Consider the following 14,586-nt stretch of genomic DNA (forward strand, 5'->3'; position numbering starts at 1 on the left):
AAAATTCTTTATTGCTATAATGATATACCTTTTTTACATTATTTACAACCATTTTATTAAATTTTTTTAGAAATTTCATCTATCTTATTTTCAATAACAGTTATTTTAGTATCCATATTAGATATTAAAGATTTATTTGTTAATACTAATTCTTGATTAGTTTGTGTTACTTTATCTAAAGTTAAAGATATTTTATCCCACATTTTATAAATAAAAAATCCCATTACCACACAACAGGTAACAGGAAATCCAAAGTTTTGTATTAAATTGTTTATATCCATTTATTTACCTCCTATCTTTTACTTACTATCGCTATTTTACTTGCAACCTTTTTATCTCCTACATACGCATATAAAGTAAATTCACTATCACTATACACAGGTTGTCCTAATAAAGTTATTGTTCCATTACTTTGACCAATCACTTTGACAGTATCACATTGAATATCAATAGGATCAACTTCTAATCTACTATTATCAATCATAGGACTTATAGTAAAAGTTGCTTGTGTTTTTTGTTTAAATTTATCTACACCTTCAATTATATAATCTATTTGAGCAACTTTATTTACTTTTACATTAATTGTTTTTGTTATTCCTTCCCAATAAATACTAATTGTAGTAGAACCCTCCTTAAAGCCATTAACATCTCCATTTTCGCTAATTGTGACAATTGAACTATCTGCAATAGTATAATTACAAGTAGGGTCTTTTACTTCAATTCCATTTTTCATACAAATTGCTTTTAGTTGTATGGTAGAACCAACATCTAATTGTATATCGTTACAATTTATAGAGAACTCGTCTGCCTTTTCTACATTTATATTAATACTATCTTTTACACCGTTATAAAATACATTTATTATTGTAGAACCTTCTGTAATTGCTTTAACAACTCCATTTTCTACAACACTGATAATATTAATATTATCACTTATATATGTAATAGTTGGGTTTTGGTCTATTTCTCCATCTTTTGTACAAATACAATCTAATTTAACAGTTTGTCCTACCTTTATATTAATAGAATTAGTATTATTAATATTTATTGTATATGTATGTTTTTCAATTACATTATTAAATTTAGTATAAACCTTATAAACTCCTTCGGTTGTATTATCTATACTAACTATTTTATAATAAGCGTTATTCCAATAAATATAATGATTATATTTAACTTTATCCAACATTATAAATTCATATTGGTCTTGTAATTCTATGAACATATTACTATTTTGTACAGCTTGATTTTTGTATTTAACAATAGCTTTTTTATCATAATCTATATTGCTATCTGTATTTTTACTTATTGCAACAGGCTGTCCATAATCAGCTATAGATTTTTTTATTACATTATATATAGTTTTATTATTATCCATTCGTAAGGGTCAAAAATTCGACGCATAGCAATTATAATTCCATAATGATAAAATAAACCCAATAGAAGTGGAAAATGCTTCTGTTGGGTTTGAAAATTTAATATTATATTTAGTAGTAGTTATTTACCAACCTTAATGCGCAACACGTCGGGAAGAGCCTTTGACCAAGGCATATAATTATTTAAAGTTTCTTTTTCTTTAGACTCTGTATTAGCTAACATATCAAATAAATATACTAAATATTTTTCTACTATTAAACCGTTGGCTTTAGCGGTTTCAATTATGCTATAAATTAAAGCACTTGATTTTGCACCTTTTGCTGTATTTGAGAAAAGCCAGTTTTTTCTACCAATAACAAATGGTTTTATTGCTCTTTCAGCTCCATTATTATCTATTTCTAAAGATCCGTCTTCTAAAAGTGTTTTCATATCAGATAGAAGCTTTCTAGTATAGTCAAGAGCTTTACCTAACGGACTTTTTGGAAGAGCATTTTTTATTTCTCTCTCCACATATTCTTGAAATTCATTAAGAATTGGCGCTGACTTTTTAAGCCTTATTTTATATCGTTTTTTATAGTAATCTTCGTCCTTGCTATAAGTTTCCCTTAAGTCTTTTTCTATTTTATAAAGTTTTTCACAATAATTAAACCCTATTATAGCACGTGATTTTTTTAGGGCTTCTTCATCTAAGTTTACTATTATTTCATGATATTTTCTTCGGATATGAGCTAGGCAATATAATCGTTTCACATTTTCGACTCTATTATATCCGGTATACCCATCTGTTTGAAGATATCCTGAAAATCCTTTCAAAAATTCTTTAGGACAAGAGCTAGATCTTGTATTCTGATAGTCATATAAAATAATTGGATCTTTTAAAGCTCCAGATTTATATAACCACATATATTTCTTGGACTTTGAATCCTTACCGCTATCATTAATAACCTGAACGGTAGTCTCATCAGCTTGTATATAATTTTTCTTTAAAAGTTGTTCTTTCATAATATCATATACAACTTGAAGTTCAGTAGCACTATTCATTATCCAATTAGATAATGTTTGTCTTGAAAGATTTGCACCTAGCATCTTAAAGTAGGTTTCTAATCTATATAAAGGCATTGCATGCTGATACTTCATATTTATGACATGAGCTACTAATTCATTTGATGCCATACTTTTATAAAATATAGTATTAGGTAATTTTGTTGAAATTATGTTTGCAACACCTGCTTCCGCTTCGCAAGATTTGCAAGCATAACTATATGTAATATGTTCTTCTATATAAAGTTTTGCTGGTATGTATTTTAATACTTCCTTTGATTTACGTCCAATAACAACTAAAGAATTATTACATTTGCTGCATATTGCTTCATTTTCTTCAAGCTTATGTTCAACAATGATTCTTTCTAAATTTGCTAAATTATCTTTCTTGCCAATGTGTTTAGATGACTTAGTTCTTGTATAAGCAATTTCCTCCATTGTTGGCTCAGCCATTTTAAAGTCACAGTTATTTTCAGCATCGTCAAAAAGAGACATTTGATTAGAATCTACCTGTTCACTAGATTTTCCAAATATCTTTCTATTTTTATTAAGAATTTGACCTTTCAAAAATGCTAATTCAGTTTTAAGATTTTGAATTTCTGAATCTTTTAACTCAATTTCTCTTTCCATTTTCGAAATCAATAACTGTGTTTTTTCATCAAGTTGATTGTTTAAATTTAAGCCATCCATTTTGTTACCTCTCAACAATTTTTATAGGTATATTATACCATAAAACCCTTGATTTTAGAAGAGCTTGCTCACTTTTAAATCAAGAGTTTCTATTTGTAATTTCAAATGTTTTAGTAACAATTTTTTTCTTTTATAGGCTTAAATTTTGATGTAGTTCTAACTTCATATCCTTTAAGTAGCCAACTTAATTCTTCTTTATTTACTTTCATTGCTTCTTCTTTAGTCATAGGCCATTTCAACCTATTATTTTCAAGTCTATGATAATATAGCCAAAAACCTTCATCAAAATGTAATATTTTTAATCTATTCATCGACCTGTTACAGAAGACAAATAGAGCTTTTTCAAAGGGATCTAACTTTAACTGTGTTTGAACGATCATAACTAAACCATCTATACTTTTTCGTAAATCTGTTATACCACAAGCTAAATATACAGTATCTACTTTATCTATATTAAGCATGTTTTACTAAATTCCCTAAGTATATTTGATAACAAAGCTATTTCATTAGCCGGTATAAATATTTTAGCTTTGCCAATTTCTATCTTAATCTCAGTAGCTGATTTAATATTATTAGTTACTGTTAATATATTTGTATTATTGTTTTCTAAAGCTATAGCTTGAAATGTCGTATTATTCTCTTTCTCAAATTTCTTTCTGTAATAGTAAAACTGACTTCTACTAATACTATTTTCTTTACAGAAACTATCTAACGTCCCTTCGTAAGAAGAAAACTTCTCTACAAGTTCTCTCCATTTCACATCTGTTCCTTTTTTAACCATAACAATTCCTCCTTGTTATATTTTAATGCAATTTTAACAAGAAGGTTTGGTATTATCTAGACAGTAATTTTTTTACGCTTACATCCATTCTTGCACCTCCTAACGATTAAAAAATATTGGTCTTATATTTCCTTGCTTTTCTTCTTGTTCTTCCTTTAAATCTAATATTTTCTTATTTATGTTATATATCCTTTGTGCAAGATACTTACTTGCTTGGTCTATACTTGTTATATCTTTAGTATCAATTTTTCTCATTATATCAACGTCATTACTAAGTGTTTCCAAAATAGCGATAACAGTTTCAAGTAAATTTATTTGATTATCTTTTTTAACATAATTGCTTGTAGCAAGTAAGTTATTCTCTTCTAAGAATACCTTGTATTCATTATCTGTATAATATTCTTTGTTACTTAGTTCTAGTTTTAATCTTTCCAAATTATTCATTTAATCATTTCCTTTCTTTTTCTAATTTAAGCGTCGTCAAATTTGAATACGCTAGATAGATATTTATTGAATTAGTAATAGATTGGTAATATAATATTATTAAAGATATCTTTGTTGGTGTTGATATCTTTTCAAGATGTTTAGGTTTCTTTGAAAACAAACTTTAAAAGGGATTTTATAGGAAGGAGAAGTATTTCCTCCCTATAAGTTAGTGTTTAATTATCTTATCAAACAGTGTGAATAAGCCGTTTATAATTGTTATAATAAGATTAATTATTGTTAAGATTGTGATAAACGTTATTTTATCTTTCTTAACTTTCCCTTTTTTAGTTTGTTTTTTGTGTTTCAATTACTTTGTAAATACCTCTACTTACCCCCTAATAATTTTTTATCAAAGTTATAATTTTAGTCTATTTTTTACTGTTCTAAACTGTTCTTATTTATCCCATTTTGTACCCATATCATACCTAGATTATCCCATATTGTACTTTATGTACATTTTTAAATTAAAAGCTATTTTTATCTGTGGGTGGTTTTTGTATTAGATAAACGCCCTCAATTATAAAAGGGGTAATGCACTTTTTACCTTATTTTTTGATAAATTATTTCCCAACCTTAATATTACTGGGACTTTTTTTATCCCTATTACAGTATAATTTATTTCGGGAAATAAAGTTTTCTCGCTATAATGATTCCACTAAATAACTATTTAGTTGAACCCAAAATATATTACAGAATGGCTCTATTACTGGGTTTACGGTTAATAATAGGTTAATATCTTTAAATATTTAATAATTTCGCATATGTATTGCATAAAACAATTGAATAATTCATGTATAAAAGAGTAAATATACATTGTTTTTTGTATAAATACTCTTTTTTTATTTCCCTGTTTTTTAAGTATTTTTGAGTTATCTAATTGATATGTATTATCAGTTAATATTTATTCTATATTAGTTATATTTGTTCATTTTCTGAACTATATAGGTTAAAAATAGTGTTTGTACTAAGTAGTCTAAAAATAGTGTATTTATTGATATTGATTATCACTAAACATCTACACATTAATTACTACACTAACACAAAATAAATGAAGAAATACAAGAGTACAATTTTGCACCGTTGCATTTAAACGCATAGCTTAATTATTCTCTATCGGTTCTATCTGAACTATTAGAATTATTCTTTATTCTTTCTAATTCCATAATCTTATCACTTGTCAATGGTGATTGTTCTATAATACTTTCAAGACTTATAGCGTTCATATCAAACTGTTTCTTTAGATTGTCTAATAACTCACTTGCATTTTGTGGTCTACTATAGTTGAATGTTACATTAATATATTCTTCTTTATTCTCTATTCCTATTAACTTTCTAATAACATTAAATCTTTTGTTTAATCCTTCTCTCATAACTCTTTCATTTAACATTGCATACACATCAGCTAATGAATATAACATCTTTAATGATACTTCTGATACATTAGCTATATTACCATTACCACCTAATATAGAAGGTAAATAACTACACATATTTAAATGATTTTGAATAGTATCTAAATAATATTTAATAGAGTTATAGTCCATTTCTGAACTGACATATTTCATGTCACCCCCACCCTCTAATCCGACGTTATAACCTACACCATCTGCGTCCATACTACCATCTATTCTTTCTTGTCCTGTAGTAAATAATATTGGACTTAAAGATAATGTATATATACTATCTCCCATCTTAGATAATAAATCTTCTAATTCATCTAAAATTGGTATTATATTAACAAGTAATCCTTCTCCTTCCCTATAATCATAATCATTAAGAGTTTTATAATGTATAGGTAGTCCACTAATATTATTATATTGTTCTGTTATATGTAGTGTTCCTCCTTCGTTGCTCCAACAAGTAACACTCTCCTTTGTATAAATATTATAATAACTTATATGTTCTAAGTTGCACCAATATTCTATAAACGCTACATATTCTCCATCATCTGCAAATACTGGATATGCACATTCATTATCTATTATCTTACTTGTAATATTATCTCCATCTTTATATATGTATTCGTAGCTATCTCCAAACTTAATTAATTTATCTGCAATACTAAAATCTATATTATTATATCCACCATAGTTATATATGTTTTGCATTTCCTTACACAACTTTTCACTTCCTGTTAAAGATATTGGTTGTCCACATAAATATGTACTATGGAAGTTACAAATAGTCTTTGCATTAGATAATATTAATTTTTTAACCTTATATTCTTGTTCTTTATATTTAATATCTTTCCTATTTAATACTGTATGTTGCCCATGTAGATAATTTATAATATCATATGTTTTAGCAATTCTATTACTATTATTGCCTTTTTTTATTTCCTCTGTAAACCATAATGTATTATTTTTATAAACAATTTCTATATATTTTTCTAAATTCATATTTATCATTTCCTTTCATTTATTATTTTTTAATTTTGTTCGACAGGGGCAAAATTGAGCTGATCGAATATAATTCACTTTGGAATTTAAATAAAATAATCACTCACCACAAAATCGTGGTTAATTGTCCCAAATTGGACACCAATGTCGAATTTGAATAATTTATCTAGTGTCTGAATTTCTGACACTGCGAATTTTGCGTTTTCTAAAACTCAAGGATGTTTTGTCCTTTAGTATCTATTGTTTTTTCACCTTTTCCCGTTCGGTCAATGTTGACGGAACGGGAACATCTCTTGATTTAATCCAAGTTGTTTGGCTATATCTTTTTGATTAATAGTGCCATTGGCACTAGTTTCTGTACCATCATATCTTTTTGAGTAGTGCCAAGTTGTACATTGTCCGACTTGGCAAATTGATTACCTCTATTCCCTCCATGTTTAATGTCATATACGTCTTCTAAGGTTTTGATAATTCTTATAAACTTAAAACAGGTGGTTTTTATTCACCCGTTTTTAAGGGTTCGTCATAATGACTAACCTACACCGTTCGCCATCATGTCGAGTACCTATCTCCATTTATAATAAATTCTTGATTTAACTCCACTTAGTGCAAGTGCTGTACTCATTACCAAATCATCATGAAAACCGTTCATAGCTCCCATAGAATTATTATCTTTTATTTCAAACACTTTCATTTCTTCTAATGTATCAATACTATTTATACATATTTGTCCTTTATCAAAACATTCTACTAAATCATTTATGATTAGTCCTTTTGTCTTAGAATTAGTATCAAAGCCAATTCTCCATTTAACCTTATTAAATTCATCAAACGCCTTATATTTAGCCATGTTAGCGTATTTATAAGTGTGTCTTAATCTCTCTATTACTGTATTACCTGCACTAGCTGTTTCAATAGTTAGATAAGCCTTATTATAATATCTTCCAATTTCGTTTATACACTCTGCGAAAGCGTAAGCCTTAATCTTATTATCCTTAAACATAGCAACTTCTTGTCCATCTTTGTCTAATACAACAAAACAAGAATAATCTTTTCCTACACCTTCTGAACAATCGACACCTATATAATATCTTTGTCCCTCAATTGGTTTTTTGTACATAAAAAAAGACTTACCATAATACTTTTTCAGTATTGGTAAATCATCAACTTCATTTTTCTTTAAATATTTATTTTTGTTTAGTTGCAATACTCTTAAAACATTAGTTATTCTTTCATTATCAAATACAGAATGACCACTTGTTACAAAAGCCATTGTATCAGTTAATGGAAATTCTTGATTAAATTGGTCAATAGAACTATTTTGTATTTTCATTCTACGCCAACATAAAATATCTAAAGTCATTCCTTCTACATTATCAAGGAGGTCTTTTTCTTCCCTCGTTAAATCATCTGTACCAAAATAATGTCCATTAATATTTTTAAATATATTCTTGTATTTCTTATATTCATCCATAAACATACAACTTGTATCTATGTAATTATAAAAGAAACATTTATAAGCGTTCTCTTGCCTTTTAGCCTTATTATATAATATGTTATAGTGGTTTAATCCATTAGCTGTACTTTCAATTATCAAGTTACCGTTAGCCTGTATAGCTTGTTCGATTGCAAGTAATTGTTTTTCAGCTACATCACTTTTAACAAATGCAAATTCTGATATATGACATAATTTCAAAGTATTTCCCCTTGACTTATCTGTATGTCCCATAGTAGAACAACTAATAATACTACCATTTATAAGTTGTAATTCTGCTCTATTGTTTCTTATAAGTTTTAATTTTATACCATTTGGTAAGCTATTATATATATTCTTTAATTTATTAAATATTGCTCTTGTACTTTCGTCATTGTGGCTTAACATCATGCACGTTGAGTTAGGCTGAGTTACTGCATAATAAATAGCGAGTCCACAAATAGCCACGCTCATGCCACCTTGCCTAGCTTTAAGAATTATATTATAACTATCTAAATTTTTAATAAAATCTTTTTGCATGGGATTAAGTATAAATGGAACAACTTTACCATTCTTGTCTGTTATCTTTAGAAAATTTTGTATAAATAGAACTGGATTATTCCATACTTTTTTTAATTTTTCTGCGTTATTCACTCAAGGACACTCCCTCCATAAGTTTCTCTAATTCATTTATTTTGTCCCCAAAGAAATCACTCTCACTAAATTTAACTATCCAGTTTGCACTATTTACATCACCTTCAAGTGCTTTTTCTAACATCTTGTTATATATCTTTACTAAGTTAAAATCCTTTTGTAGTTTAGTTACTTCAATTAAAGCTTTTTGAACATCTTCTCTTTCTAAATAATTTTTAATTCCTTCTTTATATGTACATTTAACACCTATATTTTTACTTATATTATCCCATTCACTTTCCTTTGCACCATCAAGATACCATTTTACAAAGTACCATAACTTTTTATTATCCAATATGTCAATTATATTATTTTGTATTGTATTAGTTTTCTTTGCCATTCTCTATCATCTCCTTGAACTCTTCACAATTTTTAATGTATTTCTCATATGTTTTATTCATTTCTGCATTTACTAAAGCTAATTCTATAGCTAGTTTTTTATCAATTTCGTAAAATTCTTTATTATATTTAATTTTATTTCTTAAAGATATATTATTCATTACAAGTATTACAACTCCATATACAAGTAAAATATTTATTAAATTTATCATAATTCATCAATTCCTTTCTTTTTTTGTTCTATTTATATGTACGTTTGAATATACTTTATAACGTAGTAGACGTGTCTAAGTAGTAATAAAGTAATATAGCCATTCTATACACATTTATAATAATTAGTTAATTCTATAGAAAATTAGTTAAAAATATATATTCTTAGTGAGCAAAGCGAACTAAATAGTAAAGCCCTTAGTAGGGCGTTCCCCATCTTTAGTGGGGATTACTAAAGGGTATGAACAATTAGAAAGTGCAAAATTGTGCTATGTTAATATATAATTACACCCTTAGTTAATCTTACTAGCGTAAGAACGCCCTCAAGGGCTTTACCTTTTATCCTCCAAAGTCGGATAAGAACTATATTTTTTTATTTATTGTTTATTTATTTTTAATAAGGGTACAACAGTAGACAACTAATAATATATATATAGGTGTCTAGTAATGTACCCCTATTATTATGTATGTACTAAATTAAATTTATAAAATAATTTGCTATGTTCTTGTTATAAACTTCTTTTATTAGTTTTACTATGTCTAAAGATAATTTATATCCTTTCTTTAGTTTGTATTTTCTAACATAATATACAAATTTATTTTTTATTACTTCTCGTCTTATCCCTATACTATCTTCTAACATTTCTAATTCTTGTTTATTTATTTTATCTGTTTTATATTTTTGTATAGCTCTAGTTTTACTATTTGCTATTCTAGTATTTTTAGCAAAAGAGTTATATTCCCAAATATCGGTGTTCCTATAAGTTTCCTTTGTATCTTCCCAATAATCTATAGCAATATACCATTTACCATCTTGAGACAGAATATTATTTGCTAACATTTTATTATCCCATTTTGTTATTGTATGTATATTTACTCCAACTAACTTACTTAATAATTCAGTTGTAAGTGGTCTATCTAAATTTGCAAGTCTATATAAGTAATATTTACAAAACTTTTTAAATTCTCTAGTTCCAAACATATAATATATAATATTGTTTAAAATTTCTTTGTTATCATCTTCCTTTTCTAATTCATAATAGACTTGTCTACCTTCCTTTACTTGTCCTAATATTTTATATCCTCTATCTTGTAGCCTTTGTTTAAGGCTTCCTCTTTTCTTTATTTGCTTTAAATTATTTGCATTTACTCCTAATATATTTGCTAATTCTATGTTATTTATTCTCATTATTTTTTATCCTCCATACCATTTTATCTTTGACTTTAACTTACTTTGACTTTAGTCTACAAAACTAACTACACCACTATTCCTATATGTAAGTGCAATATTAAATATTTTTTTGTTGTATTTTCCCTCTAATCTTTCTTTGCTGTAGATAGTATCAAAAATTCTACTTTCTAAAGTCCTTTTTAATTTAAATTGTTCTTTTGTTAGTTCTACATTAAAACCCCATATTTCACTTAGCTTGTCTAAATCTAAATTAGTTTCTAAATATCCATCTTTATTTACCCATATGGATTTATTCTTATAATATTTTTGGTCAAATCGTTCTATTTCAAATAGATTTTTTTGTATAAATTCAGCTAAGAAATCATATCCTAGCAAGTGTAAATTCTTTTTCCCTTGTTCTACAAATCTTGAATTTTTAAATGGTTGATATAATCCATCAATTCCACATAAAGCAATAAGTTCATTATGTGTCCAATTTTGTATATCTACCTCATAATAAGATAACATTGTAATAAATGTACTTATACAAAATTTTTGTGTATAATTGTTCTTATTTATATTATTTATTACATTCATATTTGCACTTAAAGTATTATAATTAGCTTCATGGCTTCCGATATGCACCACATGATTATCCCACGCTCTAACATTTTTATTTATACTAAAATCTAATGCAATTGTATTTTTTACTTTATTAGTTGCATTGTCTGTACAATATAAATATTGTTTTCCTGTCTTTTCTCCATAATATCCTTTATAAGCTCTATCTTTAGAACTATTTATAAAGTATTTACATTCACGCTTATAATTTAATTTTTGCATTTGATAACACATTAAAGCGTCTATATCATCACTCATTAAAATTTCAAATTTTGTTGTTATATCCTCGCACCAGCAAGGGAATTTTTCCTTTATCTCTTTTTTCATAATTAGATTTAATTAATCTAACTATCATTTCCTTAATATTTTTAATTTTTATAATTATTATTTTCATAATTTTTACTCTCCTATTTCTTATTTTTGTAACTCGGTTAAACCGATTTTATTACATTCTTATTTTTTCTCTCTAAACACCTTTTTTATTATGAATTTATTCTTTTGTTTCTCTTTAACTCTCTCCTAAACGTACAATATGTACAATTAAAGAAAGATAGATAAATTAATTAAAATTCACCTACCTTTATATTCTTTATTTTTATTTTTATTTATTGTTTTGAGGTCGTTTAAAACGTCCTGTAATCTACCCTTTTTCTTTTCTTCTCCTAGCTTGTATATAATATTTAATATTTCTTCTAGTCTTTCTTGAGTTGCTCCAACATTACCGTTATTATTTTCAATCATACTAATATAATTCCTACTAACTCCTAATGCGTCTGCAACATTGGTTTGACTAAGTTTATATATAGTTCTTGTATAAGCTATCCTTTCCCTAAGTGTCATTTTCCATTCACCTCCTTTGACCGTTCGTCATTATGACTAACCTTAATTTAATTACACTTTGCATTAAAAAATAAGGGAAGGTTCAAAGTGAACCCACCCATATACTAATTAAGCTATAGTTTTTTTAACTACTGTAACACCATCTTTTTGAATAAGACCTATTACAAATATTTCGTCTGTTAATACTGTTGTAGCCTTAATTTCACTTTCTCTTTTTAACTCTATATCAAGACCATCTTTCTTATCTTTAAATCCTAATGCACCCTTTTTAAGTATAAAAGTAATACATTCATTTTTTGTAGTGTCGTATGTTCCTACATCACTTAAAACAACTGGTACACCTCTAAATAGTCCTACTACACCATTTCTAATTATTCCGTTATTATCCTTAGAATATGTAACATCTGTAGATATAAAACCCTTCATTTCGTAAAAAGAAGGTAATAATCTTGGATTTATGATAATAGCTTCAAATGAGTCTGTGTCTTGTTCATCAGACCATAAAGCAAAAGCTCCATGTAGTTCCTGTTCTGTTACTGCGTCTGCACTTGCTGTTGCAAACTTATTAACTGTATTTGCTAATATATCTTCTACACATTCTTTATCTTTTGCTCTTGCAAATATTCTAGCTTGTTGCATTACTGCATTTTCTAAAAAGTTTCCTTTTCCTGTTAAAGCGTCTATATCGTAGATTAAAACACCCTTAGAATAATGTTTAATAGTTTTTTTGGTAGAATTTTGCTTTAATTCTTCTGTATTTATCTTTCCACCTCTTTCTAATATTTCTGCCTCTCCTAATGCACAAAATTGAGGAAATGTTACACTGTCCCCTTCTTGTGCAAAGTTATCTAATTCTCCTAAATCCTTTGCATAATTAGATATTTTAACTAATCCTTTTACCTTTTCTGTTACCATATCTGCGTAAACGCTTGGTACTATAATGTTTGTGTTTTCCATAATATAAATTCCTTCTTTCTTTCTAAATAATTTTTTGTATAATAAAAGCTCCCCTTAAATTAAAGGAAGCCATTATTTGCTTAATATATCGTATAATTGTTTATTTGTATTATATAAATTTGTTCTTTCCATTAATCCCATCTTATTAAAGTCCTCCTTTGTGATGTTGCCACCAATAGGATTATGGTTACTTGGTTTATAATTATTTGTTTGTTTTCCTACTATATCTGCAAATTCATTTAAATAAGTTTCTAAATCTTCTACCCCTTGCGTATTTAAATACGTTGCTAGTTTAGAGCTTAAACCCTTACTTTCTAAATTTTTAGATAGTTCAAATTGTAGTTTTTCCTTTTTAAAATCTTCCATTTCCTTTTTTAATGCAAGTTGTTTAGGGTTATCTTCTTTGGGAAGTTTACTTTCTAGTTCTTTAATTTGTTTATTATACTTAGTTCGGATTTTATCTCCCTCGCTTTGCATAATAGCTTGTACTCCTTGCATTTGTTCTTCGTTTAAATTTAATTCTGTTAATTCCATATTACATCTTCCTTCCATTTAGTTTATAGCGTTTATTTGCCCTCAAATGAGTTCAAATGACTATACCCTAGTATTTATACCTTTTATATATAAAGCTCTGTATGAGCCTTTAAACGCACTTTAAAGCCTATAGTTTATTGTGCATAGGCAACACTTTAAAAGTCCAGTTTGAACATTCAAACCGAGGGACGTTTTATCCCTTCGTCAAGCGTGATTCTTCCTAGTTAGTTTTCATTTTTATAAAGGCTAATGGATTTGAACCATATCAACTAACAAATTACCGAAAAATAATAAGCAAATTAGAATTAGTGTATATATAAAAAACCCGATACCAAAACAGTACCGAGTTAATTAGCTTTAATTATTTAATTCTTTCCTTTAAAAATTGTTCTAGTTTTAACTCCAATGTTGGAGCTAGTTGTCTTTCTCTTTTTAAAAATAAAGATATTGTATTTCTACTAACACCTATATTCTTTGCAATAAATTGTTGCGTAGTGCCATAAAATTCTATTAAATATTTACATTGTTCTATTAATTCTGTTTGGCTCATACGCCCCACATTCCTTTCATTTTAATTTTATATGTTACATCTGTAACTAAAAATATATATAACTATTATTTCCTTCCATAATTACCACACGAACTTTTTAAAAAATATCACCTTCAAACACGCATGAATACTGGATTTGCAGATATTCTCTGAACGCTATGAATTTTTATTATTGTTAATATCAACCGTTGCAAGATTTTATACTTCCCTTGAGTAAAATCTTAAAAAACTCTTATAACCTAGTCACACCAACAGTTTCAAGGATTTTTATTGTAAAAGTCGAGTGATGTAATACCCTTCAAATACGCATGAATACTGGGTTTGGAGTGATTTTACTTTGCGTTACACTTTTCTTTGTTTCTAAAATTTTGAACTCTTATCTTTGTATTTTCTCTTTTTATTTCTTTTTGACATTTATCACAA

16 protein-coding genes are annotated in these 14,586 nt (G+C 27.1%); all 16 read right to left on the reverse strand.

Annotated features, from left to right (window positions below):
* Positions 1-56: 56 nt before the first annotated feature.
* Positions 57-281 (reverse strand): iduronate sulfatase, encoded by a 225-nt coding sequence (locus tag BGI42_RS09200; RefSeq protein ID WP_069680025.1) that lies wholly within the window; start codon positions 279-281, stop codon positions 57-59.
* An 11-nt stretch (positions 282-292) separates the two neighbouring features.
* Entirely contained in the window at positions 293-1,378 is a 1,086-nt protein-coding gene (locus BGI42_RS09205; protein WP_069680026.1) for an Ig-like domain-containing protein, read from the reverse strand.
* 119 nt (positions 1,379-1,497) lie between these two features.
* Complete coding sequence (tnpC, locus tag BGI42_RS09210) at positions 1,498-3,108, reverse strand: IS66 family transposase (RefSeq protein WP_084023860.1); 1,611 nt, start codon at positions 3,106-3,108, stop codon at positions 1,498-1,500.
* 110 nt (positions 3,109-3,218) lie between these two features.
* The gene (tnpB, locus tag BGI42_RS09215) at positions 3,219-3,569 is read right to left on the reverse strand and encodes an IS66 family insertion sequence element accessory protein TnpB (protein ID WP_069679810.1); all 351 of its coding nucleotides are present in this window, start codon (positions 3,567-3,569) and stop codon (positions 3,219-3,221) included.
* A complete protein-coding gene (gene tnpA, locus BGI42_RS09220; protein ID WP_069679809.1) occupies positions 3,557-3,889 on the reverse strand; it encodes an IS66 family insertion sequence element accessory protein TnpA in 333 nt (110 codons plus the stop codon). The genes tnpB and tnpA overlap by 13 nt, the downstream gene beginning before the upstream one ends.
* 99 nt (positions 3,890-3,988) lie before the next feature.
* On the reverse strand, positions 3,989-4,333 hold the full coding sequence (locus BGI42_RS09225; protein ID WP_069680027.1) for a hypothetical protein: 345 nt from the start codon (positions 4,331-4,333) through the stop codon (positions 3,989-3,991).
* Between the two features lie 1,145 nt (positions 4,334-5,478).
* Positions 5,479-6,774, reverse strand: a complete 1,296-nt coding sequence (locus tag BGI42_RS09230; protein WP_105165914.1) for a phage portal protein — start codon at positions 6,772-6,774, stop codon at positions 5,479-5,481.
* Between the two features lie 565 nt (positions 6,775-7,339).
* The gene (locus tag BGI42_RS09235; protein ID WP_069680028.1) at positions 7,340-8,902 is read right to left on the reverse strand and encodes a phage terminase large subunit family protein; all 1,563 of its coding nucleotides are present in this window, start codon (positions 8,900-8,902) and stop codon (positions 7,340-7,342) included.
* Positions 8,895-9,281: a hypothetical protein gene (locus BGI42_RS09240; RefSeq protein WP_069680029.1), complete on the reverse strand. Its 387-nt coding sequence runs from the start codon at positions 9,279-9,281 to the stop codon at positions 8,895-8,897. The genes BGI42_RS09235 and BGI42_RS09240 overlap by 8 nt, the downstream gene beginning before the upstream one ends.
* Positions 9,265-9,492 (reverse strand): hypothetical protein, encoded by a 228-nt coding sequence (locus BGI42_RS09245; protein ID WP_069680030.1) that lies wholly within the window; start codon positions 9,490-9,492, stop codon positions 9,265-9,267. Before BGI42_RS09245 ends, BGI42_RS09240 begins: the two co-directional genes overlap by 17 nt.
* Positions 9,493-9,962: 470 nt before the next feature.
* Positions 9,963-10,679 (reverse strand): hypothetical protein, encoded by a 717-nt coding sequence (locus BGI42_RS09250; protein ID WP_069680031.1) that lies wholly within the window; start codon positions 10,677-10,679, stop codon positions 9,963-9,965.
* A gap of 51 nt (positions 10,680-10,730) precedes the next feature.
* Entirely contained in the window at positions 10,731-11,609 is an 879-nt protein-coding gene (locus BGI42_RS09255; protein WP_125461019.1) for a hypothetical protein, read from the reverse strand.
* A 243-nt stretch (positions 11,610-11,852) separates the two neighbouring features.
* Entirely contained in the window at positions 11,853-12,122 is a 270-nt protein-coding gene (locus BGI42_RS09260; protein ID WP_069680033.1) for a helix-turn-helix domain-containing protein, read from the reverse strand.
* Positions 12,123-12,230: 108 nt separating this feature from the next.
* Complete coding sequence (locus tag BGI42_RS09265) at positions 12,231-13,079, reverse strand: phage major capsid protein (RefSeq protein ID WP_069680034.1); 849 nt, start codon at positions 13,077-13,079, stop codon at positions 12,231-12,233.
* A 72-nt stretch (positions 13,080-13,151) separates the two neighbouring features.
* Positions 13,152-13,613, reverse strand: coding sequence for a hypothetical protein (locus tag BGI42_RS09270; protein ID WP_069680035.1), 462 nt, complete (start codon positions 13,611-13,613; stop codon positions 13,152-13,154).
* A gap of 361 nt (positions 13,614-13,974) precedes the next feature.
* Positions 13,975-14,163 carry a sugar-binding transcriptional regulator gene (locus BGI42_RS09275; protein WP_069680036.1) on the reverse strand — a complete coding sequence of 63 codons (189 nt, stop codon included), beginning with the start codon at positions 14,161-14,163 and terminating at the stop codon, positions 13,975-13,977.
* Positions 14,164-14,586 lie beyond the last annotated feature (423 nt).

This window comes from Clostridium taeniosporum (assembly GCF_001735765.2).
Classification (GTDB): domain Bacteria; phylum Bacillota; class Clostridia; order Clostridiales; family Clostridiaceae; genus Clostridium; species Clostridium taeniosporum.